Below are 25,487 nucleotides of genomic sequence, written 5' to 3' on the forward strand. Positions count from 1 at the left end.
CCCGGCCCTTTGGCTTCAGGGCCGGGAGGAATTGGATTCCTGCCAAGCAGAGCAAGCATCCGGCCGCCGGGTGGACCGCCAGCCTGGGTAACACCGAAAATTTTAACCGATCTTGCTTTAGAATGTGAGATGTGACACAGGCCGTGAAGCGGCCCTACAAATACCGCTTCTACCCGACCATCGAGCAGGCCGATGAGCTTGCCCGGACGTTCGGCTGTGTGCGCCTGGTCTACAACAAGGCGTTGGAGGAGCGGACCCGCGTCTATGCCCTGCACGGCCGTCGCGTTTCCTACGTGGAGTCGTCGGCGGCCTTGACGGCCTGGAAGAAGACGCCCGAGCTGGCGTTCCTGGCCGAGGTGTCCAGCGTTCCGCTCCAGCAGGCCCTCCGACACCTGCAAGCGGCATTTGCGAACTTCTTCACCAAACGGGCCAAGTATCCGACGTTCAAGTCCCGTAAGAAGTCGCGGGCCAGCGCCGAGTACACCCGTAGCGCGTTCCGCTGGCGCGATGGCCGGCTCTGGCTGGCCAAGATGGATGCGCCGCTGAACATCCGCTGGTCGCGCTCGCTGCCGCCGGGAGCGGAGCCGTCCACGGTGACCGTCTCGCGTGATGCGGCCGGGCGATGGTTCGTGTCGATCCTGATGGAGGAGAAGATCTCCCCGCTTCCGCCGGTCAAGGCGTCGGTGGGGGTGGACGTGGGCATCACAGCGCTGGTCACCTTGTCCAGCGGGGAGAAGATCGTCAATCCCAGGCACGAGCGGGTCGACCGGCGCAAGCTCGCCAAGGCCCAGCGTGAGCTCGCCCGCAAAGCGAAGGGCTCGAACAATCGCGCCAAAGCCCAGCTCAAGGTGGCCCGCGTGTATGCGCGGATCGCCGACCGGCGCCGGGATTTCCTGCACCAACTGTCCACCCGGCTTGTTCGCGATAACCAAGTGATCGCCGTGGAGGACCTCACCATCCGCAACATGGTCAAAAACCGCCGGTTGGCCCGCGTCATCTCGGACGCGAGCTGGCGGGAGTTGCGGTCGATGCTGGAGTACAAGGCCGCCTGGTACGGCCGCACGCTGGTGGCGGTGGACCGCTGGTTTCCCTCCTCCAAGCTGTGCTCGGCATGTGGCGCGCTGGCCGAGCGCCTGCCGCTGACCATCCGGGAATGGACGTGCGCCTGTGGCGTGGTCCACGACCGGGACATCAACGCTGCCAAGAACGTGCTCGCCGCCGGGCTGGCGGAGAGCTGAAACGCCTGTGGAGCTGATGTAAGACCTCAAGAGGAGTCCTCCTCGGCGGGCGATCGGTGGTGAAGCAGGAAGCCCAACCCGTGAGGGTTGGAATCCCCCTCGGTTACGAGGAGGAGGAAGTCAAATGGGGTGCCTTGGGATCTCTCCATCTCCACAAAAAACAGCCGAGAGAGGCGACGCGGCTCTCTCGGCTGGTCGGCAAGGGGATCAGCGTCGCGTCGTCAGGGCCGGATGCGCACCCATCGCGTCTGAACGGGCTTGTGGCCGGGGCGGTGGCAGACCACGCTCAGCCAGCCCGGCGGCAGGCCGGTGGCGGCGAAGTCGCCGGAGCCGGCGATCCGCCGGGTGAGCGTCAGATGGGGAGTGCGCACATCGATGAGCGCGTCCTCCCCCGGGTACGGAAAGACGTGTCCCGCCACGTCGATGAGCCCGTCGCCGATCGTTATCTCCAGGTCGAAGGTGAGGCCCGCCACGACGAAGCGCACCAGATGGGAGCCTTCGTCATCGCGTACACCGCCGGCGGCGCCGCGGTCGGTGGGGCCGGCCGTCACCGCCCCGGGGACCCGGAGCCGGTAGGCGTCGCGTGCGGCGGCGGACACCTGGCCGGGGATCGGGTCGTTCCCGGAGGCCAACCGGAGGGCTGCCAGGAAATACTCGTCGTTGATCATTGCGCTGTCTCCTGTATTGAGATCAGAGTGCGCAGTTTTTCCAGGCACCGGGCCTTGGTCGGACCGATGCTGCCCACGGGCAGTCCGAGCCGTGACGCCATCTGCTGGTTGCCGAAGTCGACGGCGACCAGCTGGAGGAGTGAGCGGCAGGGCTCGTGCAGGTCGGAGACCGTCTTCCAGAGCAGGCGGCGGCCGTCGGCCTCCAGGACGGCGGACTCCGGGTCAGGGTCTTCGACGACCTCGAAGGAGGAGACCCCGGGACGATCTTTACGCAGCAGCAGGAGGGCTTCGCGGCGCACGGTCGTCACCAGCCAGGCCCCCACTCCGGCCGGATCCCTGATGCTCGGGAGGTGCTGCAGCAGGCGCAACCAGGAACCCTGGACCGCGTCCGCCGCGTCGGAGGGGCTCAGGCCGCACGCACGGGCCACCGCCCACATGCGCGGCCCGAACCTGGCCTCCAGCTCGTCCCAGGCCGTCCGGTCGCCCTCGGCCGCCGCTGCGAGCAGCTCCGCTGAATCGCGCATCGCGGCCTCCTTCCGTCCGGCACGAGTAGGCGATCATGCCTCCCCGTGATTGGCTGAGGACTGAGCGTAAACTCTACAGACTCGCCGGGATCAGAACTCCCAGATCCGGAATTTGCCGGGCCCGCTCAGATTCGAAGAGCCGTCTGGCGACCTCCCTGGCCGGCTCGCTCTTGGCCCCGTCCGCGACGGCCCCTGCCACCAGGGCGGTGGCGAACGACGTGCCGCTCCACGCCGCGTATCCCGCGAAGTCACCGCCGTCCAGGAAACTGCTGGTCAGCCAGTCGCCGCGGGCGCAGGCGTCCACCCAGATGCCGTAGCCGGAGTAGGGGGCGCGCTGCTCCTCCGCGGCGTCCACGGCGGCCACGCCCACCACGGAGGGCAGCGCCGCCGGCCAGAACGGCCGGTCGGACCCCGTGTTGCCGGCGCAGGCCACGGTCACCGTGCCGGGCAGCGCGGCGATGGCGTCTGACAGCAGCGGTGGCGGGCGGTCGTCGTAGGTGTGGCCGCCGAAGGAGAGGTTGAGCACCTGCGGAGGGCGCTCGCGCAGGCGGTGGAGGGCGCGGACGACGGTCGCCTCGTCGCCGATGCCGTCGCCGTCGAGCACCCGGTGCACGCTCAGCTCCGCGCCCGGGGCCCGCCGGGTCAGCAGGCCCGCGATGAACGTGCCGTGCCCCGCCTGCGCGCCCTCCGTCGCGTCGGCGCACTCGGGGGCGGTCTCGCCGTACCAGTCGCTGCCGGACCACCACGGGTGCTTGGCGATGCCGGTGTCGAGCAGCCCCACGACCACGCCCGAGCGGGACCGCCCCGGCTTGCGGGCGATGGGCGGAGTCGGAAAGGGTCTGGACGCGGGACCACCGAAGAACAGAGGCTGGCCGCGGAACACGTGGTTCGGCGACGCTCGCAGGCCCTGCTCGCGGAGTTCGGCGGTGATCTCGCAGGGGTCGGCGCCGGGCGACAGGTGGATCACGCAGACGCCGTCCGCCTCCGAGACCGCCTGGGTCCAGCGGGAGACGGCCGACAGCGCCGCGCGGTCGGTCAGCACCTGACCAGGCCGGATGAGCGACGCGCCGACAGATTGGATGTCCATGAGGCGGTATGTTTCCCCGCTGGTCCAACTGTCACATGCCACTCCCGCACCAAGTTGGTATGGCCCCCCTCTGGTGCCGGATAGCGACCGACGGTAGTCTCTCCCTAGTCACTTGTGATCATCCCGGGGCGAGGCCGTTGGGGAAGGCGCACCTCGTACCGAAACGGGAGGTCCGGTGTCTGCTCGTGGCGTCCTTTACGTCCACTCGGCTCAGCCCGCGCTGTGCCCTCATATCGAATGGGCAGTCGCGGGTGTCCTTGGCGTGCCCGTGGATCTGACGTGGACTCCGCAACCCGCCGCGCCCAACGTCGTGCGGGCCCAGGCGGAGTGGGATGGCCGCGCCGGCATCGCGGCGGCCATCGCCTCCTCGCTCATGGGCTGGCAGCGCCTCAGGTTCGAGATCACCGAGGACGCGTCACCGGGAGTGGACGGGTCCCGCCACGCCTACACGCCGACGCTCGGTGCCTTCACCGCGGTCATCGGCGCGGCCGGCGACATCATGATCCCCGAGGAACGGCTCCGGGCGGCGATGATGATGGCCGCGCAGGGGCGGTGCGTGCTGGAGGACGAGCTGGACAAGATGCTCGGCCGGCCCTGGGACGAGGAGCTGGAGCCGTTCCGGTACGCGGGCGACGGTGCGCCCGTCCGCTGGCTCCACGCCGCCGTCTGACCCTGCCCACGCCACGGGCGAACGTCACGCCCAAGAGGCCCCGCACCCACGCCGGTGCGGGGCCTCTTGGAAAGCACGGTGCGGGGCTTCTTGGGAAGCACGGTGCGGGGCCTCTTGGAAAGCACGCGATCGGCCCCGCACCCACGCCCGCGCGGGGGCCTCTTGGGAAGCACACGCGAACGGCCCCGCACCGATGCTCGGTGCGGGGCCGATCGTCAAAGAGCTACAGCGGGATGTTGCCGTGGGCGCCGCGGGCGGGCGTGGCCTGGGTGAGGAGCTTGGCGATGGCGCCGCGCGTCTCCGCGGGCTTGATCACCTCGTCGATGACCCCCAGCTCCCGGGCCCGGTCGAGCCCACCGGCCAGCTTCTCGTGCTCGGCGGCCAGCCGCTGCTCCAGCTCGGCCCGCTCCTCCTCCGGGGCGGCGGCCAGCTCGCGCCGCTTGAGGATGCGTACGGCCGCCACCGGCCCCATGACCGCCACCTCGGTGGTCGGCCAGGCGAACACCTTGGTGGCCCCCAGCGCGCGGGAGTTCATCGCGATGTACGCGCCCCCGTACGCCTTCCGGGTCACCAGCGTGACCCGCGGCACCGATGCCTCGGCGAAGGCGTGCAGCAGCTTGGCCCCCCGCCGCACGACCCCGTCGTGCTCCTGCCCGACCCCGGGCAGGTAGCCGGGAACGTCCACGAGGACAACCAACGGCACTCCGAAAGCGTCACACATGCGTACGAAGCGGGCGGCTTTCTCGGCGGACGTGGCGTCGAGGCAGCCGCCGAGCCGCAGCGGGTTGTTGGCGATCACACCGACCGTCCGGCCACCGAGGCGGCCGAGCGATGTGACGATGTTCGGTGCCCACTTGGGGTGCAGCTCGATGCCAGGCTCGTCGAGCAGGCCGTTGACCAGCGGCTTGACGTCGTAGGCGCGCCTCGCCGAGTCGGGCAGCAGCGTGGAGAAGTCCACTTCCTCGATTTCTCCCGTGCGCACCCGGCCCTGGTGGCCGAGGAGCGTGGCGAGCTGGCGCGCCTTGACGTACGCGTCGGTCTCGGTCTTGGTGACGACGTGCACGACGCCGCTGCGCTTGCTGTGCGGCTCCGGGCCGCCCAGCGCCGCGGAGTCGACGTTCTCGCCGGTGACGCTGCGGACCACGTCGGGGCCCGTGACGAAGATGCGGCCGGACTCGGCCAGGATGACGATGTCGGTCAGCGCGGGACCGTACGCGGCGCCGCCGGCGGCGGGGCCGACGACCACGGAGATCTGCGGCACCACGCCGGACGCCTTGGTCATGGCGGCGAAGACCCGCCCGACGGCGTGCAGCGACTCGACGCCTTCGGCGAGTCGCGCACCGCCGGAGTGCCAGATCCCGATGACCGGCACCCGTTCACGGACGGCCACGTCGTAGGCGTGCACGATGTGCTCGCAGCCCTCGCTGCCCATCGCGCCGCCCTGGAAGCGGGCGTCACTGCAGAAGGCGACGACGGGAACACCCTCGACGCGGCCCATGGCGGCCAGCACGCCGCTCTTGTCTTCGGAGCTGATCAGCCGCAGCGAGCCCTCGTCGAGCAGCGCGGTCAGGCGGACGGCTGGATCGCGGGGGTCGGCAGGCTCCTGTTCGGTGCCGTCGGTCGCTATCCCGTTGTCCAGCACGGTCATTTATGCCCCCTTAAACACGACGGCCACGTTGTGGCCCCCGAATCCGAACGAGTTGTTGACCGCGGCGATGTCTCCGTCGGGCAGGGGGCGGTTCTTCCCGTAGACCAGGTCGACCTCGATGCCGTCGTCGAGGTCGTCGAGGTTGATGGTCGCGGGGACGATCCGCTCCTGCAGAGCCTTGATGGTGAAGACGGACTCGATGCCGCCGGCCCCGCCGAGCAGGTGACCGGTCATCGACTTGGTCGAGGTCACGAGCGGGTGGGTGCCGATGGCCTTGGCCACGGCCTGCACCTCGCCGACGTCACCGGCAGGGGTGGAGGTGGCATGTGCGTTGACGTGCTTGATGTCGAGGCCGGTCAGGCCGGCGTCGTTGAGTGCCTGGGTCATCGCCATGATGATGCCCCGGCCCTCGGGCTCGGGCTGCGTGATGTGGTGGGCGTCGGCGGAGTAGCCGACCCCGGCGCAGTAGGCGTAGATTTTCGCGCCGCGCGCCTTCGCGTGCTCCTCGGACTCCAGCACCACGATGCCGGCGCCCTCACCGAGCACGAACCCGTCGCGGTCGCGGTCCCACGGCCTGGACGCGCCCTGCGGGTCGTCGTTGCGGGTGGACATGGCCCGCGCGGCGGCGAAGGCCGCCATGTTGAGCCCGTGGATGGCGGCCTCGGTGCCGCCGGCCACGACCACGTCGGCGCGGCCCACCCTGATCATGTCCATCGCGTGGCCGATCGCCTCGGCGCCGGACGCGCACGCCGACACGGTGGCGTGCACCCCCGCCTGGGCGCCCAGGTCGAGGCCGATCCAGGCGGCCGGGCCGTTGGGCATGAGCATCGGCACGGTGAACGGCGACAGCCGGTTCCAGCCGCGCTCACGCCAGGTGTCGTACGCGCTCAGCGTGGTGCTGATGCCGCCGATGCCGCTGGAGACCACGACGCCCAGCCGCTCCGGCGCGACCTCGGGGGCGCCGGCGTCCTGCCAGGCCTCCCGGGCGGCGACCATCGCGAACTGCTCGCTGCGGTCGAGCCTGCGGGCCTCCGGCCGCGGCAGCACCTCGGTGGGGTCGACCGCGGCCGTCCCCGCGAACTTCACGGGGACGGAGTCGATCCAGTCCGTGGTGAGGGTCTCGACACCCGACTGACCGGCGAGGAGCGCCGTCCAGGTCGAGGTGACGTCTCCACCGACGGGCGTCGTCGCGCCAAGCCCGGTGACGACGACACGTACCCGGTTCGCACTCACGTTTCGCGCTCCTTGCTAGTCAGAATGATGACTTCTCAGCCCTGGATGAAGTTGAGGACGTCCTTGACCGTCTTCAGGTTCTTGAGCTGGTCGTCCGGGATCTCGACGCCGAACTCGTCCTGGGCGGCCACGGCGATCTCGACCATGGACAGGGAGTCGATGTCGAGGTCGTCGACGAAGCTCTTCTCGGGGGTCACGTCCGAGGCCGGGATGCCGGTGATCTCGTTGATGATCTTGCCGAGGCCGTCAAGAATGTCCTGCTCGGTGGCAGCCATGTCGCTGGTTCTCCTTTTGATTTCTGGGTTCTGCACGGCTGTGCCGTACAAGCTCTGGATGGTAGTGCGAGGGGAGGCTAAGGGATCTCGATGACCTGCCCGGCGTAGGTCAGCCCCGCGCCGAAGCCGAGCAGCAGCGCGAGACCGCCGGAGCGGACCTCGCCGCGCTCCAGCATGCGCGAGAGCGCCAGCGGGATCGAGGCGGCCGAGGTGTTGCCGGCGTTGACGATGTCGCGGGCGATCACGGCGTTGTCGGCGCCCAGCTTACGGGCGATGGCCTCGATGATGCGCAGGTTGGCCTGGTGGGGCACGAACGCCGTCAGCTCCGACGGGTCCACGCCCGCGCGCTCGCAGGCCTCGAGCGCCACCGGGTGGAGCGCGGTGGTCGCCCAGCGGAACACCGTCTGGCCCTCCTGGCGGAGGAAGTTCTGGCGGTCCTGGATGGCGATCGCCTCGGACTTGTCGCCGGAGCTGCCCCACACCACGGGGCCGATGCCGGGGGTCTCGGAGGGACCCACCACCGCGGCGCCCGCGCCGTCGGCGAAGATCACGGCGGTGGACCTGTCGGTCCAGTCGATCCACTGCGACAGCTTCTCCGCGCCGATGACCAGCACGTGGCGGGCCGAGCCCGCGCGTACGGCGGCGCTCGCGGTGCCGAGGGCGTAGCAGAACCCGGCGCAGGCGGCGTTGACGTCGAACGCGCCGGGCGCCTTGATGCCGAGCCGGTGGGCCACGACGGCGGAGGCGTTGGGGATCTGGGTCTCGAGCGTGCAGGTGGCCACGATGACCAGGTCGACCTCTTCGGGCGACAGGCCGCTCGCGGCCAGCGCCTTGCCGCCGGCGATGGTGGCCATGTCCTCGAGGGACTCGCTGTCGGGAGCGACGCGGCGCTCCTTGATGCCGACCCTGGACTGGATCCACTCGTCGTTGGTGTCGATGTTCTTGGCCAGGTCGTCGTTGGTGACGACGTTGGCCGGCTGGTAGTGGCCGAGGGCCAGGATCCTGCCGCCAGGGGCGACGTCGGGAATCTTCACTTGGTCAGCTCCCTGGCCGCGTCGAGGTCGTCGGGGGTCTTCAGCGCCACCGTCTGCACGCCGGACAGGCCGCGCTTGGCCAGGCCGGTGAGCGTGCCGCCGGGCAGGAGCTCGATCATCTTCGTGACGCCGAGCCCGGCCATGGTCTCCATGCAGGCGCCCCACCTGACGGGGCTGCTGATCTGCCTGACCAGCCGATCCACGAACTCGGCGCCGGAGGCGACCGCCTGGCCGTCGGAGTTGGACAGGAGCGTGACGGTGGGGTCGGCGGGGGCCACGTTGGCGGCGGCCTCGCGCAGGCTCTCCACGGCGGGGGCCATGTGGCGGGTGTGGAAGGCGCCCGCGACCTTCAGCGCGATGAGGCGGGCACGGGTCGGCGGGTCGTCCTTGAGCGCGGCCAGCTGCTCCAGCGTGCCGCCCGCGACGATCTGGCCGGCGCCGTTGATGTTGGCGGGGGTCAGGCCGTGCTTCTCGAGGGCGGCCAGCACGTCGTCCTCGACGCCGCCGAGCACGGCGGTCATGCCGGTCTCGGTGACCGCGGCGGCCTTGGCCATGGCCTGGGCGCGCTCGCGGATCAGGGTGAGCGCCTGCTCGGGGGTGAGCACCCCGGCCAGCGCGGCGGCGGCGAACTCGCCCACGCTGTGGCCCGCGAGCACGTCCGGCGTCGCGCCGAGCACCTCGGCGGAGGCCAGCGCGGCGGCCACGAGGAGCGGCTGGGCGACGGCGGTGTCACGGATCTCGTCGGCGTCGGCGGTGGTCCCGTAGGCGATCAGATCGAGCCCGACGACCTCCGACCAGGCGCCGAGTCTGTCGGCCACACCGGGGAGCTCGAGCCAGGGAGAAAGGAAGCCTGGCGTTTGGGCACCTTGGCCCGGAGCGACGAGTACAAGCACAAAACCCACCTTGCCCTGTAGAACTCCGACACGCGGATAATGATCCGCACGAACTTCGTCCGGGGGGTTTTGTAGGAAGCCTACAGTGGGGATTTCGGCGACATTACGTTAGGGCGCGCCACATTTCGGCGCTCTCCGCCAACCGGCCGAGAATCAGGCCGACCTGGAGCGTGAAGGCGGACCTGCCCTCCGTGGGCTGGTAGCCGGTCAGCTCCGTGATCTTCTTCAGGCGGTAGCGGACGGTGTTGGGGTGGACGAACAGCAGCCGCGCCGTCGCCTCCAGCGAGGTGCCCTGCTCCAGGTACGTGGCGAGGGTGTCGAGCAGGGGCGTGCCGGCGAGCGGCAGGTAGACGTTCTCGATGAGCTGCTGCCTGGCGTCGTCGTCGCCGTCGAGCGCCCGCTCGGCCAGCAGGTCCTCGGCGTGCACCGGCCGGGGCGCGTCGGGCCAGCCGGAGGACGCCTTCAGCCCGGCCAGCGCCGCCCTGGCGGACCTGGCCGCGGCGTGCAGGTCGGGGACCTCGGGGCCGATGACGATGGGGCCCATCCCGAAGCGGTGCACGACCTGCTTGGCCGCGTCGTTGACGCTGTCGGCGCCGCCCACGATGACGATCAGCCGGTCGGCCTGCACGCCGGCCAGCAGGTCCATGCCGATGCGGCGGCCCTTCTCCCGCAGCCCGTCGATGACCGCGCGGGGGTCGTCGACGGGGGCGTGGCCGGCGATGACGACCACGGGGGAGGAGGTCCAGCCGAGCGCGGCCGCCCAGGAGTGCAGGCCGTCGTCGACCTCGCCGCGGACGAGGGCGTCCACGATGAGGGCCTCGAGCCGGGCGTCCCACGAGCCCCTGGCCTCGGCCTCGCGGGCGTAGACGTGGGCGGCGGCGAAGGCGACGTCGCGGGTGTAGCGGAGCATGGCCTGCTGGAGCTGGTCCTCGCCGCTCGGCGCGGCCAGCTCGTGGGCCTGCGCCTCGACCACCTCGACCACGACTCTGACGATGTCGACGGTCTGCTGCAGCGAGATGGACCGCTTGAGCTCGCGCGGAGCCGTGCCGAAGAACTCGATGCTGGGGGTGGGGCGGTCCTCGCCGGCGATCGAGAACCACTCGACGAACGCCGCGATGCCGGCCTGGGCCACGAGCCCCACCCACGACCGGTCCTCCGCGCTGAGCGCGCGGAACCACGGCAGCTGCTCCTCCATGCGAGCCATCGCCGCCGTGCCGAGCGAGCCCATGGCCCGCTCGAGCCTGCGTGTGGTGTCCTCCCGGGTCCGGTCTGTCACGCCTTCTAGAGTGCCAGCTCCGTCCGGATGACCGCGACGGCCGTTCTCCCGGGGCCCGGCGACCGGCGTCGGATGACCGCGACGGTCGTTCTCCTGGGGCCCGGCGACCGGCGTCAGATGACCGCGACGGCCGTGATGAGGCCGATCGCGACGTGCGTGACCGCGAGCAGCCGCGCGCCCGGCTGCAGCTCGGGCTCCTTCACGAGGTCGCGTACGGAGATGCCGACGATCCGGTCGAACAGCAGCATCGCCACGGTCTGCACCACGATGCCGACCAGGCCGAACACCGCCGTGCCCGCCAGCCCCTCGGCCAGCCGGCCGCCGGAGGACCAGATGGAGGCGGCCACGATCAGGCCGACGGCGGCCAGGGCGGAGGTGGCGAGCAGGGTGGCGTTCGGGTTGCGCTGGGTGCGGATGATCTCGCTCAGCTTGCCGGGGGTGGCCCAGTCGATCACGTAGAAGCCGACGATCATCAGGATCACGCCGACGGCGGCGTACGCGGCGATGGCGCCCGAGCCGCGGGCGAGGGTCTCGAGAAGAGTCACGTTGATTCCTATCGGGGGATGCGGTGGGGAGTCAGGCGATGCGGTGGGGGACGAACGAGGAGGTGTCATCGGTGATCAGGCCGGTCGTCTCCCTGATACCCAGCCCGGCGGCCTCGTCGGCGACCACCCAGGCGCCGAGCACCGGCCGCTGCCCCTCGAACTGGGGCAGCGCCTCGAAGCCCTGGAAGACGTACCCCTCCTGGCCGTAGACGCCCGGCGTCTCCTGGGTGCCCTCGGGGGTGACGATGCGCATGGAGGCGCCCTCCCTGCCCAGCAGCGGCTTGGCGATGTAGGAGGTAAGGTCGCGCGGGCCGTCGAGGTAGGCGGGCAGCAGGTTGGGGTGGCCGGGGTTGAGGTCCCACAGGATCGCCAGCAGCGCCTTGTTGGACAGCAGCGTCTTCCACAGCGGCTCGATCCAGGTGGAGTGCCGTACGGCGTGCCGCCCGAAGTCGTCGGCCAGCATCCACTCCCACGGGTAGAGCTTGAACGCCGAGCGGATCACGCGGTTCTCGACGTCCACGAAGCGGCGGTTGAGGGAGTCCCAGCCGATGTCCTCCATGGCGACGGCGACGGTCTGCAGGCCCGCCTGCTCGGCGGTCTCCTGCAGGTAGGCCACGGTCATGGCCTCCTCGCCCGTCTCGTCCATGTTCGTGAACGCGAAGTGGGTGGGCCCGGGCGGCAGCCGCATCTCGCGCCAGCGCTCGATGAGCCGCTCGTGCACGGAGTTCCACTGGTCGGCGCCCGGGTGGACGTCCTGCAGCCAGAACCACTGCACGACCGACGACTCCACGAGCGAGGTCGGCGTGTCCGCGTTGTACTCCAGCAGCCTCGCCGGCCCGGTGCCGTCGTAGCGCAGGTCGAAGCGGGCGTACAGGTGGGCGTCGCGGCGCTCCCATGAGCGCGCCACCTCGTCCCACGCCCACTCGGGGATCGCGAAGTCGGCGAAGCGCCGGGCCGAGACCACGTGCTCGACGGCGCGCAGGCACATCTCGTGGAGCTCCTCGACCTGCTCCTCCAGCGCCTCGACCTCGTCCATGGAGAACACGTAATGGATGGACTCGTCCCAGTACGGTCTGCTCAGCCCCGACGGGTGCGCCGCCCGGTGGTAGGCCAGGCCCTGGCCCTCGATCGTCTTCTCCCAGCCGTCCCTGGGAGTGCCATGCTCACGACGCACCGGTCAGCTCCCGCCGCCCCAGTGGTTGCCGAAGCCGCCCCGTTGGATCTCTTTCCCGTTGCGGGTGGAGATGTTCACGTCAGAGGGCCGGTACGTGGTGCCGCCGCGCACCTTGTTGCCCGACCTGGTGCCCCCGTAGTACCACATGTACGCCCCGCGCGAACCGCCGTAGTAGTGGTACGAGCCGTTGTCGTCATCGTCGCAGTAGTCGTCGTCGACGACCTCGTACGTGCCGTCGTCCAGCTGGATGACGCAGTCCGCGGTGACGTCGTCGTCATCCTGGGTGGCCGCGCAGTACCCGACCAGCATGATGGACAGAACACCGAGAATGGTCAGCGGGATGGCCTTGGACGCCTTGCGCGCGGGCGGTGGCGGCGTGGGATGGGTTTGCGGAGGTTGTGCCATCAAGATCCTGCTTTCATGGGCCGCTCAGCCTATCGGCGGCCCTCGTCCCCGTTCAATCCTGTAGTCGTGGCCCCGAGGTATGTTCGCTCACATGGAACCGGTTGAGGCCCTGCGCGAGATCGCCTTCCTGCTGGAGCGCGCCGGAGAGCCCACGTACCGCGTACGTGCCTTCCGTCGCGCCGCCCAGGTCGTCACCGACCTGCCCAGGGACGAGCTCGTGCGGCTGGCCCGCACCGGCGGTCTCGGCGACCTGCCCGGCATCGGGAAGGTCACCGCCCTTGTGGTCAACGAAAGCCTCGATGGGCAGGTTCCTACATATTTGCGGCGGTTGCGGGCGACCGACGGCGTGCAGCTCGACGAGGAGACGCAGGCGCTGCGCGGCGCGTTGAAAGGCGACCTGCACAGCCACTCCGACTGGTCGGACGGCGGCTCGCCGATCGAGGAGATGGCCGAGGCGGCCCGCGGGCTCGGCCACGACTACCTGGCGCTGACCGACCACTCGCCCCGCCTGACCGTGGCCAAGGGCCTCTCGGCCGAGCGCCTGGAACGCCAGCTCGACGTGGTGGCCGAGCTGAACGAGCGGCTGGCCCCGTTCCGGATCCTGACCGGCATCGAGGTGGACATCAACACGGACGGCTCCCTCGACCAGTCACCCGACCTGCTGGAGCGGCTGGACGTGGTGGTGGCCAGCGTGCACTCCAAGCTGCGCATGGACGGCGACGAGATGACCCGCCGCATGGTCACCGCCATCGCCAACCCCCTGGTGGACGTGCTCGGCCACTGCACGGGGCGGGTGGTGAAGGCCGGCGGCAGGCGCGGCGAGCGCCGCCCGGAGTCGTCGTTCGACGCCGAGCTGGTCTTCGAGGCCTGCCGGCAGTTCGCGGTCGCGGTGGAGGTCAACTCCCGGCCGGACCGGCTGGACCCGCCCAAGAGGTTGATGCGGCTGGCGTACGAGATGGGGTGCGTGTTCGCGATCGACTCCGACGCGCACGCGCCCGGGCAACTCGACTGGCAGCACCACGGCTGCGAACGGGCCGCGCGGTGCGGCATCGAGGCCGACCTCGTCGTCAACACCTGGCCGCTGGAGCGGCTGCTCGGCTGGACGGCCGCCTGAGCGTCACCTGCCTATTTGCCGACCCCGTCGGCGAGGCCCCTGACGATGTAGCGCTGGCCGAGGAAGAACAGCAGGACCACGGGGAGCGCCGCGATCACCATCCCGGCGAAGACGACCGGGTACTCGGTGCCGTGCTTGCTCATCAGGCTGGTCAGGCCCACAGGGAGGGTCTGCACGCCGGTGCCGCTGGTGAAGATCATCGCGAAGAGGTACTCGTTCCAGGTGAAGAGGATGTGCAGCAGCACCGTCGAAGTCAGGATCGGCTTGCACATCGGCAGGATGATCCGCCAGAACGCCGTCCACCGGCCCGCGCCGTCCATCTCGGCCGCCTCGTCCACCTCGCGGGGCAGGTCGATCATGTACGCCCGGATGAGGAAGGTCGTGAACGGGACGCGGAAGGCGGTGTAGAGGATGAGCAGCGCCCAGAACGTGTTGTACAGCCCCATCGCCTGGAACATCTTCACCAGCGGCACGAGCGCCACGGTGGGGGCGAGCATGAGCCCGCCGAGTATCGCCGCCGTGAGCGTCCGGTTGAGCGGGACGTTCACGCGGGTGAGGCCGTAGGCGGCCCACGCGCTGACGAACACCGTGGCGACCGTCGAGGTCAGCGTGACCAGCACGCTGGTGGTCAGGTAGTCGCTGACGCCGCGGTTCCACGCCTTCTGGTAGTTCTCGAAGCTCCAGTGCAGGGGCAGCGCGAACGGGTCGCCGAACAGCTCGGCGTTGGTCTTGAACCCGTTGAGGGTCATCCACAGCAGCGGATAGACCACGACGACCGCGAGGGCCAGCAGGAAGGCCCACATGAAGACGCGGGCGATCACCGCGAGGAAGCTCAGGCGCGTCACCATTCCACCCTTCTCCTGCGGGTGACCCACAGCTGCGCCACCGCGATGCCGAGCGTGATCACGAACAGGACGGTCGCGACCGCGGCGGCGTAGCCGAAGTTGTTGCGGACGAACCCGCTGCGGTACAGCCAGGTGCCCAGCACCTGCGTCGAGTTGTTCGGCCCGCCGGCGGTCATCACCATGACCTCGTTGAACACCTGGAACGCGCCCGAGATGGTGACGATCGCCATGAGCCCGGTCATCTCGCGCACGAGCGGCACCGTCACGTGGACGAACCGGCGGATCGGGCCGACGCCGTCGATGGCGGCGGCGCCGTAGATCTCCGAGGGGATGCGCTGGATCGCGACCGCGAACAGCAGCGTGGAGTAGCCGAAGCCCTGCCACTGGCTCATCGCGATGATCGCCGACATGGCCGTGCTCTCCTGGCCCAGCCATGCCTGGGCGAACCGGCCCAGGCCGACGGCCTTGAGCGCGTGGTTGAGCGGGCCCAGGTTCGGCTCGTACACGAAGTAGAACAGCAGCCCCGCGACGGTCAGCGAGATCGCCGAGGGGATGAAGTAGACCGCGCGCAGGCCGCGCCGCCAGCGCTCGCTGCCGATGCTCTCGATGAGCGCGGCGAGCAGGAGCGCGCCGAACACCTGGAACACGATGGAGACCACCGCGTACAGCGCGTTGTTGCCCAGCGACGACCAGAACACCGGGTCGTCGACGAGCTTGGCGTAGTTGTCGAGCCCGACGTATTCCTGGCTGCCGCTGTAGATGTCCCACTTGAGCGTGCTGAACTGCAGGTTCTGCACGAGCGGCAGGTAGACGAACACTCCGACCAGCACGAGGGCGGGCAGGACCCATACGAGCCTGAGCGTGGCGCGCACGTGCGGACTCCCTACTTGGCTTCGGCCGAGGCCCGGCGCACGCTTTCGAGCACCTGCTCGGCGGTCTTGCCACCGCTGACGATCGCCTCGCCGCCGGCCAGCCACGCGTCCGCCACCTCGGGCACGGTGACCATGTCGAGCCAGATGGCCAGCTTCGGCGCCTTGTTGACCAGCTGGACGCCCTCGTAGACGGCCTTGCTGGAGGTCTCCGGCGTGACCGCGCCGACGACCGTGCTGGGCTGCCCGTACGGCGGCGCGGACAGCGTCCTGGCGTTCTGCGCGCTCGTGGCGAACTTCATGAAGTCGACGGCCAGCGCCACCCTGGGGGACCTGGCGTTGACCAGGTAGCCCTCGGGCGAGCCCTCCAGCACCGCCGGGTCGCCGGGGTGGTCGCCCGGGACCGGGAGCTGGAAGATGCCGAAGTCCGCGGGCTTGAGCTCGCCCGACGTCGCGTTGTCGAACTCCAGGATCTCCTGGTAGTACATGGCGGCCTTGCCGTTGGCGAAGGCCTCCTGCGCCGAGGAGTAGAGCACGCCGTTCGTGCCGCTCTTCGTGTCGGTGCACTGGTCGACCAGCGTCTTGAACTGGTTGAGCGCGGTGACGTAGCCCGGATTGTCCAGCTTGGCGGTGGCCGGGACGAAGTCGGCCTGGAGCACGGCGTCCGGCACGTTGTAGGCGAACAGCTGCTGCAGGTAGTGCAGGGCGGGCCAGCCGTCCTTGTTGCCGAAGGCGACGGGCTCGTACCCGGCCTTGCGCAGCGGGCCGCAGGCGGCGACGAGGTCCTCGAACGTCTTCGGCACCTCGACCCCGGCCTTGGCGAAGGCGCTCTTGCTGTAGCCCATGAACTTGCCGTTGCCGTACAGCGGGATCCCGTAGTTCTTGCCGTCGCGGGCGAAGGCGGCCAGCGAGCCGGGGCTGAACGTCCTGCCCCACTCCGTGTCCGGGCCGATCACCTTGGTGAGGTCGGCGGCGCGTCCGCCGCGGATGTAGTTGTCCGCCCAGTTGCCGGTCCAGGTGAAGTAGACGTCGGGCAGCGCGTCCGAGGCCGTGAGCGTCTTGAGCTTGTCCTTGACGCTCTGGTCGGTCTCCTGGATCAGCTCGATCTTCACCTGCGGGTGCTTCTTCCGGTACTCGGCCGCGAGGTTCTCGAAGTAGGGGCCTGTCGGGTCGCCGGCGAACTTGGTGAGGATGCTCAGCGTGCCGGAGAACTCCGGCGTGGCGGCGGCGTCGGCCGCCGGGGCCTGCTCGGGCTGGCCGCCTGAGCAGGCGGCCAGCGTGAGTGTCCCGAGGAGTGCCGCGAACGTCGGCAGTGCGCGAGGGCGCATGGGCATCCTTTCTCTTTCAGGAACGCCTTTGGTGTTGGCCGACCTTACAGCTCGTCTGATACCGGTACCAGCCCTAGTCGCCAAGATCTTTTCTGATCACCCTGAAGTCGCTGGTTGTTTGACGAATCAAGCGCTTCTATGTCAACGTGACTGCCGCGTGATACCGGTATCAGATCGGTCGCGCGACATTTCCCCGGAAAGGATGCGAAGATGCTCGGGTTCAACGAGCCGGAATTTCTCTCCCAGGTGACGAGCGCGGTGGGCCTGCGCCCACGGATCGAGGAGCTGGTCGACCGGCTCGTGGACGAGGGGTTCAAGCACGTGCTCCTCGTCGGCGCCGGCGGCACCTACGCCCAGATGTGGCCGTACGAGCACCTGGCCCGGCGCAGCTCGACGCTCGACGTGCGCGCCGCGATCGCCGCCGAGCTGATCGTCTCCGGTGACGCCCGCCTGGGCGAGGACACCGTGGCGATCTTCACCTCGGTCTCCGGCACCACCGACGACACCGTCCGCGCGATCGAGTACTGCAGGTCCAGGGGAGCCTTCACGGTCTCCTTCACCGGCCACCCCGACTCGCCCGTGGCCACGAAGGTGGACGCGGCGCTCGTCTCGCAGCCCAAGACCTGGCCCTTCGACATGCAGCTGCTGCTGTTCATGACCCGGCTGCTCGCGCGCCGGGGCGAGTTCGACGGGTACGAGAGGTTCGCCGCCGAGTTCGAGGGCGTCCCGGGGATCCTCGTCGAGGTCGCCAGGCAGGCCGAGCCGGTCGCCGCCGCGTTCGCCGAGGCCCACAAGGACAGCGGCTACCACTTCCTCGTCGGCGGCGGGAACCTCTGGGGGTTCACGTACCTCTACTCCATGTGCATCCTCGAGGAGATGCAGTGGCTGCGCACGACCAGGGTGCACAGCGCGGAGTTCTTCCACGGCTCGCTCGAGCTGCTCGAAGAGGACACCAGCGTGATCATCTTCCAGGGTGAGGACGAGACGCGGCCGCTCACCGACCGCGCCGAGGCGTTCGCCCGGCGCGTCTCCAAGGACGTCACCGTCTTCGACACCCGCGACTACCCGCTCACCGGGATCAGTCCCGAGTTCCGCGGCCTGCTCGCGCCGCTCGTGCTCGACACCGTGCTGAGCCGCGTCAGCAAGCACCTGGAACGGGTCCGGGACCACTCCCTCGACCTGCGCCGCTACTACCGGGTCATGGACTACTGAGGCCCGCATGCGAGTGCTCGGCTTCGGCGACAACATCGTCGACCGGTTCATCGACCGCGGCGTCGACTACCCCGGCGGCAACAGCGTCAACGTCGCCGTCTACGCCCGCCGCCTCGGCCTCGAGTCGGCCTACCTGGGCGTCTTCGGCGACGACTCGCTCGGTGGCTTCCTGCGGGAGTCGATCGCCGCGGAGGGGGTCTCGATCGACGCCTGCGTCGTTCGGGAGGGCGAGAGCGGCGTCTCGCACCTGCGGGTCGACGACGGCGACCGCGTCTTCCTCGGCTGGAACGGCGGCGGCGTCACCGTACGCGAGCCACTCGTGCTCGACGACGGCCTGCTCGGCTACGCAGGCGGCTTCGACCTCGTGCATTCGAGCGTCTACTCCCGCAGCGAGCCCGAACTGCCGAAGCTGGCCGAGCTCCGCACGCTGGTCAGCTTCGACCTGTCCAGCGAGGAGGAGTACCGGCGCCCCGCCTACCTCGACCGCGTCTGCCCGCACGCCGATCTCGTGCTGCTGTCCTGCTCCGACCTCGACGCGGCCGCCACCGGCGACCTCCTGGCCGAGGCGGTACGGCGGGGCGCCCGGCTCGCGGTCGGCACCCGCGGCGTGGACGGCGCCATCGCCCACGACGGCCACGCCCTGGTGAGCGCTCCCGCCCGGCGCGCCGACGGCATCGTCGACACGATGGGCTGCGGCGACGCCTTCCTCGCCGGGTTCGCCGTCTCGCTGCTGCGGGACGGCTGGACCTCCGAGGCCCGGCCGGGGCTCGGCCCGATCGCCCGGGCGCTGGCCCTGGGGGCGGAATCGGCCCGCGACCAGTGCTTCGTCGAGGGCGCCTTCGGCCGCGGCCGGCTGACTACGATGTGATGGGCCGATCAGGAACGGGGGACGGGATCCATGCCAGCTGACCGTGGCCAGGGGCCGACGATCTCCGAGGTCGCGGCCGAGGCCGGCGTGGGCCGCGCCACGGCGGCCCGTACGCTCGGCGGCTACGGATACGTCAGCCCGGAGCTGCGCGCGCGGGTGCTCGCGGCGGCCGAGAAGCTCGGCTACCGCGCCAACGCGCTCGCGCGCAGCATGTCGACGGGCGTGAGCCACACCCTGGGCGTGATCGTGGCCGACATCGGCAACCCGTTCTTCGCGGGGTTGCTGCGGGGGATCTCCGACAGCGCGCGGGCGCGGGGGTTCGACGTGATCGTGCTGAGCACGTACGAGGACCTGCAGGAGGAGATCGCGGCCACCAACGTGCTCATCGACAAGCGGGTCGACGGCGTCATCGTCGCGTCGGCCGCGCTCGACCGCGACCAGGTCGCCCACATCAGGGCGGCCATGGACCGGGGCATCCCCGTCGTGCTCGTCGACCGCGCGGTGGCCGCCCTCGACCTCGACGCGGTGGTCATCGACAACCGCGACGCGGCCCGTGAGGCGGTCGAGGTGCTGATCGCGGCCGGTCACCGTCGCGTCGGGTTCGTGTGGGGGCCGCCGGTGGCGCGGCCGCCGTCGACCAGGCGCGAGCTGCTGGCGGCGGCCTCGCGCAACCTGTGGACCGACGGCGAGCGGTTGCGGGGCTACCTCGACGCGCTCGACGACGCGCACATCCCGTTCGATCCCGAGCTGGTGATGGTCGGGCCCAAGACGGAGGCGCGGGTGGTGGGGGAGGTCGGCCGCATGCTCGCCCTCCCCGACCGGGTCACCGCCGTGTTCTGCACGGAGACGGACGGCATGACCGGCTCCCTGCGCGCCCTGCGCCAGGCGGGGCTGTCCTACCCGGACGACGTGGCGCTGATCGGGTTCGACGACAGCGCGTGGGCGGCGGTCATGGACCCGCCCCTGACGATGATCGCCCAGCCGGTGCACCAGCTCGGCGCCAAGGCGGCCGAGGTACTCCTCGACATCCTGGGCGGCGCCGAGCCGGCCCGCACCATGCACACCCTCCGCTCCGAGCTCATCCAACGCGCCTCGGTGGCCTCACCCCCGGAATGATCGTTCCACGCTGGAAACGCAATCGATCGATTTCGAAAGCGAATGTCAGCGGTACGATGGCGCAGGAAATCGCGCGGAACCGGAAGGAGCCCCCACGTGCTGGCCGAGGAGCGACACGGGGCGATCTTGCAGGAGCTGAGCCGCAAGGGCTCGGTCAAGGTCGCCGATCTGGCCGCCAGGCTCGGCGTCTCGGCCGTGACCATCCGGCACGACGTGCGGGAGCTGGCCGGGCGGGGGCTGCTCGTCCGGGTGCACGGCGGGGCCGTGTCGATTCCGGAGGCGCCGGCGCGGGAGAGCGAGGATCCGGCCGCGGGCGAGCGGAAAAGGGAGCGCGAGCCGTACGTGCTCGGCATGCTCGTGCCGCAGACCGCGTACTACTTCCCGGCGGTGATCAGGGGCGCGCAGGCGGCCGCGCGCGAGCTCGGCGTGCGGATCAGCCTCGCGGTCTCCCGCTACGACCTGAAGGAGGACCGCCGCCAGGTGGCGCAGCTGCTGTCGTCCGGCGTGGACGGCCTGTTGCTGACGCCGAGCGAGAACCCCACGCTCTCGCTCGCCACGGAGCAGTGGGCCAACGAGCTCGACCTGCCCGTGGTGCTGGTCGAGCGGAAGGCGGGCTGGTCGATGCCGGCGGTGGAGCAGGTGGCGACCGATCACGCGTACGGCGCCTATCTGGCCACATGCCATCTCGCCCGGCTGGGACACGAGCGGGTGGCGCTGCTCGCCTGCGAGAGCAGGACCACCCCGTGGATCCGCGAGGGACACGAGCTCGCCCAGCGCACTCTCGGCCTGCGGGAGGGGCCCGTGCGCATGTTCCCACGGGCCGCCGTGGGCGCTCCGGCGGGGATGGACGAGCACGCCGACGACTTCCTGGACGCCTTCAGGGAGGAGGGCGTGCGCGCCGCGCTCGTGCACAACGACATGGACGCCCTTTCCCTGGTCAGGCAGCTTCGCGGCCGCGGCGTCTCGATACCCGAGGATCTGGCGATCGTGACCTACGACGACGAGGTCGCCTCCCTCGCCGACATCCCCCTGACCGCCGTGTCGCCGCCCAAGGAGGAGGTGGGGGCCGCGGCCGTGCGGATGCTCGTCGATCGGCTGGACGATCCGGGCAGGCCGCTGTGCGGTCTGCTGCTGCGGCCGAGCCTGCGGATCCGGGCGTCGTGCGGCGCGACGCAGGCATAGGCACTTTCGTTTTCTTTCGTTTTTCCTGCTTGTGACGCGATCGTAACGTATCGCTGCTTCGGGATGCATTGACAGGCTTCATGCGAAACAAAATGATTGCACCAATCTTCACTTCCCTCCCTGGACGGTGCATATGAAGCCTCGATGCCTGCGGATCACCGCCCTGCTCGCGGGCGCTGTCGTCTCGCTGTCGGCACTGGCCGCCTGCGGGGGCACGGATCCGGGTGCCTCCGACGCGAAGCCGGGGGCGGACGTCATCACCTTCCGCTCCTTCGTCAAGGCATCCGACGTCGTCACCGCCGCCTTCAACAAGACGCACAAGGACTTCCAGGTCAAGTGGGAGAACGTGCCGAGCGGCGGCGACTACTACACCAAGCTCGCCAGCTCGGTGAAGGCCGGCAATGTCCCCGACGTGGCCATCGTCGAGTACAACCAGCTGCCCGACGTGGTCAGCCAGGGCGAGCTGGAGGACCTCACCGAGACCGCGGGCCCGGTGGTCGCCAAGACCTTCCCCGCCCAGGTCCAGCAACTGGTGAACCTCGGAGGCAAGACCTGGGGCATCCCTCGCGACGTCGCCCCGCTGATGTTCTTCTACCGCAAGGACTTCTACGACAAGCACAAGCTGGAGCTGCCGAAGACCTGGGACGACTACGCGAAGCTGCTCGCGGACGTGAAGAAGGCCGACGCGAAGGCGCGCGGCGGGATCTTCGCGACCGCCGACGCCGGCGTGCTGGCCGCGCTTTCCTGGCAGGCCGGTGGCCGGTGGTACGGCACCGAGGGCCAGTCGTGGAAGGTCTCCATCGACGACGAGCCGTCCAAGAAGATGGCCGCGTACTGGAACGACCTGGTCCTTAAGGGGGTGGTCGGCACGTACAACTCGACGAGCGACGATGCCTTCTTCCAGGCCGTGCAGAAGGGCCAGGTCGTCTCCTACATCTGCGCGAACTGGTGCGCGGGGGCCCTCCAGTCCACCGTTCCCGACCAGAAGGGCAAGTGGGCCATCGCGGCGGTGCCGAGCTGGGGCGGCCAGCCGGCCTCCGCGATGCTGGGCGGCTCGGCCTTCACCGTCCCCAAGGGCGCCAAGCACCCTGAGCAGGCTCTCGAGTTCATCAAGTGGATCACCACGGATCCCGAGGGCATGAAGGCCTGGCTGTCCAGCGGCACCAGCAGCATGCTCCCGGCCGCGCCGGCCCTGCTGCCGGCCACCAGCGCCTTCAAGACCGACTTCTACGGGGGCCAGGACATCTTCTCCGTCGTCTCCAAGGCGTACGAGTCGATCCCGGCCGGCTGGACGTGGGGGCCGAGCGCCGGCGTGACCGGGACGGCGATCTCCGACTCGCTCGGCAAGGTCGCCGGCGGCGAGGTGAAGCTGGCCGACGTGCTCACGAGCACCCAGCAGGCCACCGTGGCGGACTTCAAGAACCGCGGCCTGAGCGTCGCCCAGTAGTGCCCACTTCCCCCCTTCAAGGAGATGCCGTGGCGACCCGTCCGGCCCGCGGGCAGGGGCGCACCGCCGCCCTGCTCGTCGGCCCGTTCCTCCTGCTGTTCCTCGCCTTCTCCGTCGCGCCGCTGGTGTACGCGGCGTGGCTCAGCCTGTTCACCGAGCGCAGCTCCGGCCTCGGCTTCGGCGGCGTCGAGACCTTCTTCGTCGGCCTCGGCAACTACGCCCGGGCGCTCGGCGACGCGGCGTTCCGGGACAGTTTCCTGGTCATCGCGACCTACGTCCTGCTGTACATCCCGGTGATGATCGGGGGTGCGCTCCTGCTCGCCCTGCTCCTCGACTCGGCCATGGTCCGGGCGAAACGCTTCTTCCAGCTCGGTCTCTTCCTGCCGCACGCCGTACCGGGGCTCATCGCCGCGATCATCTGGGTGTACCTGTACACGCCCGGGCTCAGCCCGGTGATCGACGTGCTCGAGTCGGCCGGCGTGAAGTGGAGCTTCCTGTCGGCCGACCACGCCCTGCTCTCGGTGGTCAACATCTCCACCTGGGAGTGGGTCGGGTACAACATGGTCATCCTCTACGCCGCCCTGCAGGCCGTCCCGAGGGACGTCCTGGAGGCGGGGACGGTCGACGGGGCGAGCGGGCTGCGGATCGCGCTGCGGATCAAGGTCCCGCTCATCCGCCCGGCGATCGCGCTCAACGTGCTCTTCACCGTCATCGGCGCCCTGCAGCTCTTCACCGAGCCGAAGGTGATCTACCGGGCGTCGACCGAGATCGGCAGCGCCTGGAGCCCGAACATGTACGCGATGCGCGCGGCCTTCGACAACCACGACTACGGCCTGGCCGCGTCCGCCTCGATCCTGATCGCCCTGCTCGGCGGGGTCCTGTCCTTCATCGTGACCCGGTTCTCGGCGCGGAGGGTGCAGCCATGACGTTGACCGCGACGCCCGCACCGCCGGTTCCCGCCTCAAGGCGGCGCAGGAAGCGCGGCTCCCGCCCGATGCCGCGCCTGCTCTCGCGTGCCGCCGTCAACGGCGTCCTCGTCATCGCCGTGCTCTACACGGTGATGCCGCTGCTGTGGCTGCTCATGGCGGCCACGAAGAACATGCGTGACCTGTTCGGCACCAGCGGCTTCGCCTTCGGGCGCACCTTCGACCTCGGTGCCAACCTGGCGCACCTGTTCAGCGCGGGTGACGGCATCTACCTGCGGTGGCTCGGCAACACCGCCCTCTACGCCGTGGGCGGCGCCCTCATCGCCACGACCCTGTGCGTGGCGGCGGGGTACGCCTTCGACAAGCTCTCGTTCCCGTTCAAGGAGAAGATCTTCGGGCTGATCCTCCTCGGCGTGCTCGTACCGGCCAGCGCGATGGCCCTGCCGATCTACCTGCTGGCGTCCAAGACCGGCATCGTGAACACCTTCTGGGGCGTCTTCCTCCCGAGCCTGGTCTTCCCCTTCGGGGTCTACCTCGCCCGGGTGTTCAGCGCCGCGTACGTGCCCGACGAGGTGATCGAGGCGACCCGCGTCGACGGCGCCGGTGACCTGCGGACCTTCCTCAGCATCGGCTTCCCGATGCTCCGCACGGCCTTCGTCACCATCTTCCTCTTCCAGTTCACCGGCATCTGGAACAGCTTCTTCCTGCCGCTCGTGATGCTGACCGACCAACACCTTTACCCGCTCAACCTGGGTCTGTACACCTGGCAGACCACGTCGCTGAACCAGGGCCATCCGGAGGACTACCTGCTCGCCATCACCGGTTCGCTGGTGGCGGTCGTGCCGCTGGTCATCGCCTTCGTGGTGCTGCAGCGGTACTGGAGAGCGGGCATGACCGCTGGAGCCGTCAAGTGACCCTTCCCCGCGCGCTGCTCGCCATGGAGCCGCGATTCAAGGACGACCTGTTCGGGCCGGACGAGCTCGACCGGCTCACCCGGCTGGTGGACGTCGACCCCGGCCTGGTCGTCAGCGACTTCGCGGACGTGCCGGAGCTGGCCGCGGCCGAGGTCCTCGTCACCTGCTGGGGCTGCCCGCCCGTCGACGCCTCCGTGCTGCGGCGGGCACCCGGGCTGCGGGCCGTCGTCCACGTGGCGGGCACGGTCAAGAGCCTGATCACCGACGCCTGCTGGGAACGCGGCATAGCCGTCTCGTCGGGCGCCGCCACCAACGCGCTCCCCGTGGCCGAGTACACCGTCGCAGCGATCCTGTTCGCCGGCAAACGCGTCCTCGGCATCCGCGACCTCTACCGCACGCAGCGCCGGGCCCTCGACTGGGCGGCGCATTTCCCCTCGCTGGGCAACTACCGCAGGACCGTCGGGATCATCGGGGCCTCTCACATCGGCCGACGGGTGCTCGACCTGCTCCGCCCGTTCGACCTCGAGCTCCTGATCAACGACCCGTACCTCGACGAGACCGCGGCGGCCGCGCTCGGCGCCCGGCCGGTCGGCCTCGACGAGCTGCTGGCCGCCTCCGACGTCGTCTCCGTGCACGCCCCGGCGCTGCCGGAGACCCGGCACCTGCTGGACGCGCGGCGCCTGGGACTGCTCTCCGACGGCGCCACGCTCATCAACACCGCGCGCGGCTCGCTGGTGGACATGGAGGCGCTCACCAAGGAACTGGCCTCGGGCCGGATCGACGCCGTGCTCGACGTCACCGAGCCCGAGATCCTCCCGGCGGACTCGCCGCTCTACGACCTGCCGAACGTCCTGCTCACCCCGCACGTCGCCGGCTCGGTGGGCGGCGAGCTGCGCCGCCTGGCCCACTCGGCACTCGACGAGCTGGAACGGTACACGCGGGGCCTGCCGTTCGCGCACGCCGTCCGCGCCGACACGATCGGCCGCTCGGCGTGAT

26 protein-coding genes are annotated in these 25,487 nt (G+C 70.0%); 11 read left to right on the plus strand and 15 right to left on the minus strand.

The window, feature by feature from the left end; all coding sequences use genetic code 11:
* Positions 1-131 precede the first annotated feature (131 nt).
* Positions 132-1,238: an RNA-guided endonuclease InsQ/TnpB family protein gene (locus ACWEPL_RS43560; protein ID WP_452439652.1), complete on the plus strand. Its 1,107-nt coding sequence runs from the start codon at positions 132-134 to the stop codon at positions 1,236-1,238.
* A gap of 221 nt (positions 1,239-1,459) precedes the next feature.
* Here the strand turns inward: ACWEPL_RS43560 and ACWEPL_RS43565 are convergent, their stop codons facing one another.
* The 3 genes from ACWEPL_RS43565 to ACWEPL_RS43575 form a co-directional block, all read right to left on the minus strand.
* On the minus strand, positions 1,460-1,906 hold the full coding sequence (locus ACWEPL_RS43565; RefSeq protein WP_363966215.1) for a hypothetical protein: 447 nt from the start codon (positions 1,904-1,906) through the stop codon (positions 1,460-1,462).
* The gene (locus tag ACWEPL_RS43570; protein WP_355194094.1) at positions 1,903-2,430 is read right to left on the minus strand and encodes an RNA polymerase sigma factor; all 528 of its coding nucleotides are present in this window, start codon (positions 2,428-2,430) and stop codon (positions 1,903-1,905) included. Before ACWEPL_RS43570 ends, ACWEPL_RS43565 begins: the two co-directional genes overlap by 4 nt.
* Before the next feature lie 73 nt (positions 2,431-2,503).
* Positions 2,504-3,517: a S8 family peptidase gene (locus ACWEPL_RS43575; RefSeq protein WP_363966213.1), complete on the minus strand. Its 1,014-nt coding sequence runs from the start codon at positions 3,515-3,517 to the stop codon at positions 2,504-2,506.
* 175 nt (positions 3,518-3,692) lie between these two features.
* Between ACWEPL_RS43575 and ACWEPL_RS43580 the strand changes: the two genes are divergently transcribed.
* Positions 3,693-4,187, plus strand: coding sequence for a DUF3145 domain-containing protein (locus ACWEPL_RS43580; protein WP_350723190.1), 495 nt, complete (start codon positions 3,693-3,695; stop codon positions 4,185-4,187).
* Positions 4,188-4,410: 223 nt separating this feature from the next.
* Here the strand turns inward: ACWEPL_RS43580 and ACWEPL_RS43585 are convergent, their stop codons facing one another.
* From ACWEPL_RS43585 to ACWEPL_RS43625, 9 genes are all read right to left on the minus strand, one after another.
* Positions 4,411-5,835: an acyl-CoA carboxylase subunit beta gene (locus ACWEPL_RS43585; RefSeq protein ID WP_363966210.1), complete on the minus strand. Its 1,425-nt coding sequence runs from the start codon at positions 5,833-5,835 to the stop codon at positions 4,411-4,413.
* Positions 5,836-7,068: a beta-ketoacyl-ACP synthase II gene (gene fabF / locus ACWEPL_RS43590; RefSeq protein WP_350723186.1), complete on the minus strand. Its 1,233-nt coding sequence runs from the start codon at positions 7,066-7,068 to the stop codon at positions 5,836-5,838.
* Between the two features lie 35 nt (positions 7,069-7,103).
* Entirely contained in the window at positions 7,104-7,343 is a 240-nt protein-coding gene (locus ACWEPL_RS43595; protein ID WP_350723184.1) for an acyl carrier protein, read from the minus strand.
* A 77-nt stretch (positions 7,344-7,420) separates the two neighbouring features.
* Positions 7,421-8,377 carry a beta-ketoacyl-ACP synthase III gene (locus ACWEPL_RS43600; RefSeq protein ID WP_350723182.1) on the minus strand — a complete coding sequence of 319 codons (957 nt, stop codon included), beginning with the start codon at positions 8,375-8,377 and terminating at the stop codon, positions 7,421-7,423.
* Positions 8,374-9,270: an ACP S-malonyltransferase gene (locus tag ACWEPL_RS43605; protein ID WP_355194101.1), complete on the minus strand. Its 897-nt coding sequence runs from the start codon at positions 9,268-9,270 to the stop codon at positions 8,374-8,376. Before ACWEPL_RS43605 ends, ACWEPL_RS43600 begins: the two co-directional genes overlap by 4 nt.
* 103 nt (positions 9,271-9,373) lie before the next feature.
* Positions 9,374-10,498 carry a PucR family transcriptional regulator gene (locus ACWEPL_RS43610; RefSeq protein ID WP_363966620.1) on the minus strand — a complete coding sequence of 375 codons (1,125 nt, stop codon included), beginning with the start codon at positions 10,496-10,498 and terminating at the stop codon, positions 9,374-9,376.
* A gap of 161 nt (positions 10,499-10,659) precedes the next feature.
* A complete protein-coding gene (locus ACWEPL_RS43615; RefSeq protein WP_350723178.1) occupies positions 10,660-11,091 on the minus strand; it encodes a DUF350 domain-containing protein in 432 nt (143 codons plus the stop codon).
* A 31-nt stretch (positions 11,092-11,122) separates the two neighbouring features.
* A complete protein-coding gene (locus ACWEPL_RS43620) occupies positions 11,123-12,265 on the minus strand; it encodes a glutathionylspermidine synthase family protein (protein WP_452439653.1) in 1,143 nt (380 codons plus the stop codon).
* A 3-nt stretch (positions 12,266-12,268) separates the two neighbouring features.
* Complete coding sequence (locus ACWEPL_RS43625) at positions 12,269-12,670, minus strand: hypothetical protein (RefSeq protein WP_350723174.1); 402 nt, start codon at positions 12,668-12,670, stop codon at positions 12,269-12,271.
* A 91-nt stretch (positions 12,671-12,761) separates the two neighbouring features.
* Here ACWEPL_RS43625 and ACWEPL_RS43630 point away from each other — a divergent pair, with 91 nt between their 5' ends.
* Positions 12,762-13,784, plus strand: coding sequence for a PHP domain-containing protein (locus ACWEPL_RS43630; protein ID WP_452439654.1), 1,023 nt, complete (start codon positions 12,762-12,764; stop codon positions 13,782-13,784).
* Between the two features lie 11 nt (positions 13,785-13,795).
* Here the strand turns inward: ACWEPL_RS43630 and ACWEPL_RS43635 are convergent, their stop codons facing one another.
* From ACWEPL_RS43635 to ACWEPL_RS43645, 3 genes are read right to left on the minus strand one after another with little or no spacing between them, the layout of a single operon-like run.
* A complete protein-coding gene (locus ACWEPL_RS43635) occupies positions 13,796-14,632 on the minus strand; it encodes a carbohydrate ABC transporter permease (protein ID WP_355194109.1) in 837 nt (278 codons plus the stop codon).
* Positions 14,626-15,501 (minus strand): carbohydrate ABC transporter permease, encoded by an 876-nt coding sequence (locus ACWEPL_RS43640; RefSeq protein WP_363966200.1) that lies wholly within the window; start codon positions 15,499-15,501, stop codon positions 14,626-14,628. Before ACWEPL_RS43640 ends, ACWEPL_RS43635 begins: the two co-directional genes overlap by 7 nt.
* 11 nt (positions 15,502-15,512) lie before the next feature.
* Positions 15,513-16,826 (minus strand): ABC transporter substrate-binding protein, encoded by a 1,314-nt coding sequence (locus ACWEPL_RS43645; protein ID WP_452439655.1) that lies wholly within the window; start codon positions 16,824-16,826, stop codon positions 15,513-15,515.
* Positions 16,827-17,036: 210 nt separating this feature from the next.
* On the opposite strand from ACWEPL_RS43645, the gene ACWEPL_RS43650 reads away from it, so the two are divergent.
* From ACWEPL_RS43650 to ACWEPL_RS43685, 8 genes are all read left to right on the plus strand, one after another.
* Positions 17,037-18,038, plus strand: a complete 1,002-nt coding sequence (locus ACWEPL_RS43650; protein WP_355194115.1) for an SIS domain-containing protein — start codon at positions 17,037-17,039, stop codon at positions 18,036-18,038.
* A 7-nt stretch (positions 18,039-18,045) separates the two neighbouring features.
* Positions 18,046-18,906, plus strand: a complete 861-nt coding sequence (locus ACWEPL_RS43655) for a PfkB family carbohydrate kinase (RefSeq protein WP_355194117.1) — start codon at positions 18,046-18,048, stop codon at positions 18,904-18,906.
* Positions 18,907-18,936: 30 nt separating this feature from the next.
* Positions 18,937-20,022 carry a LacI family DNA-binding transcriptional regulator gene (locus ACWEPL_RS43660; protein ID WP_363966194.1) on the plus strand — a complete coding sequence of 362 codons (1,086 nt, stop codon included), beginning with the start codon at positions 18,937-18,939 and terminating at the stop codon, positions 20,020-20,022.
* Between the two features lie 96 nt (positions 20,023-20,118).
* Entirely contained in the window at positions 20,119-21,204 is a 1,086-nt protein-coding gene (locus tag ACWEPL_RS43665; protein ID WP_452439656.1) for a substrate-binding domain-containing protein, read from the plus strand.
* A gap of 133 nt (positions 21,205-21,337) precedes the next feature.
* Positions 21,338-22,651: an ABC transporter substrate-binding protein gene (locus tag ACWEPL_RS43670; protein ID WP_452439657.1), complete on the plus strand. Its 1,314-nt coding sequence runs from the start codon at positions 21,338-21,340 to the stop codon at positions 22,649-22,651.
* Positions 22,652-22,680: 29 nt separating this feature from the next.
* Positions 22,681-23,577 (plus strand): carbohydrate ABC transporter permease, encoded by an 897-nt coding sequence (locus tag ACWEPL_RS43675; RefSeq protein ID WP_452439658.1) that lies wholly within the window; start codon positions 22,681-22,683, stop codon positions 23,575-23,577.
* Positions 23,574-24,491, plus strand: coding sequence for a carbohydrate ABC transporter permease (locus ACWEPL_RS43680; protein WP_452439659.1), 918 nt, complete (start codon positions 23,574-23,576; stop codon positions 24,489-24,491). The genes ACWEPL_RS43675 and ACWEPL_RS43680 overlap by 4 nt, the downstream gene beginning before the upstream one ends.
* Positions 24,488-25,486: a hydroxyacid dehydrogenase gene (locus ACWEPL_RS43685; RefSeq protein ID WP_452439660.1), complete on the plus strand. Its 999-nt coding sequence runs from the start codon at positions 24,488-24,490 to the stop codon at positions 25,484-25,486. The genes ACWEPL_RS43680 and ACWEPL_RS43685 overlap by 4 nt, the downstream gene beginning before the upstream one ends.
* Position 25,487: the final 1 nt, after the last annotated feature.

It is taken from the genome of Nonomuraea sp. NPDC004186 (assembly GCF_053603495.1).

What these genes read in the sequence shown, in the direction of transcription:
- ACWEPL_RS43660 (WP_363966194.1), top strand. Translation starts at nt 18,937, where the DNA reads ATGCCAGCTGACCGTGGCCAGGGGCCGACGATCTCCGAGGTCGCGGCC.
- ACWEPL_RS43595 (WP_350723184.1), bottom strand. Translation starts at nt 7,343, where the DNA reads ATGGCTGCCACCGAGCAGGACATTCTTGACGGCCTCGGCAAGATCATC.
- ACWEPL_RS43645 (WP_452439655.1), bottom strand. Translation starts at nt 16,826, where the DNA reads ATGCGCCCTCGCGCACTGCCGACGTTCGCGGCACTCCTCGGGACACTC.
- ACWEPL_RS43630 (WP_452439654.1), top strand. Translation starts at nt 12,762, where the DNA reads ATGGAACCGGTTGAGGCCCTGCGCGAGATCGCCTTCCTGCTGGAGCGC.
- ACWEPL_RS43575 (WP_363966213.1), bottom strand. Translation starts at nt 3,517, where the DNA reads ATGGACATCCAATCTGTCGGCGCGTCGCTCATCCGGCCTGGTCAGGTG.
- ACWEPL_RS43585 (WP_363966210.1), bottom strand. Translation starts at nt 5,835, where the DNA reads ATGACCGTGCTGGACAACGGGATAGCGACCGACGGCACCGAACAGGAG.
- ACWEPL_RS43565 (WP_363966215.1), bottom strand. Translation starts at nt 1,906, where the DNA reads ATGATCAACGACGAGTATTTCCTGGCAGCCCTCCGGTTGGCCTCCGGG.
- ACWEPL_RS43570 (WP_355194094.1), bottom strand. Translation starts at nt 2,430, where the DNA reads ATGCGCGATTCAGCGGAGCTGCTCGCAGCGGCGGCCGAGGGCGACCGG.
- ACWEPL_RS43650 (WP_355194115.1), top strand. Translation starts at nt 17,037, where the DNA reads ATGCTCGGGTTCAACGAGCCGGAATTTCTCTCCCAGGTGACGAGCGCG.
- ACWEPL_RS43670 (WP_452439657.1), top strand. Translation starts at nt 21,338, where the DNA reads ATGAAGCCTCGATGCCTGCGGATCACCGCCCTGCTCGCGGGCGCTGTC.
- ACWEPL_RS43625 (WP_350723174.1), bottom strand. Translation starts at nt 12,670, where the DNA reads ATGGCACAACCTCCGCAAACCCATCCCACGCCGCCACCGCCCGCGCGC.
- ACWEPL_RS43655 (WP_355194117.1), top strand. Translation starts at nt 18,046, where the DNA reads ATGCGAGTGCTCGGCTTCGGCGACAACATCGTCGACCGGTTCATCGAC.
- ACWEPL_RS43635 (WP_355194109.1), bottom strand. Translation starts at nt 14,632, where the DNA reads ATGGTGACGCGCCTGAGCTTCCTCGCGGTGATCGCCCGCGTCTTCATG.
- ACWEPL_RS43680 (WP_452439659.1), top strand. Translation starts at nt 23,574, where the DNA reads ATGACGTTGACCGCGACGCCCGCACCGCCGGTTCCCGCCTCAAGGCGG.
- ACWEPL_RS43610 (WP_363966620.1), bottom strand. Translation starts at nt 10,498, where the DNA reads ATGGGCTCGCTCGGCACGGCGGCGATGGCTCGCATGGAGGAGCAGCTG.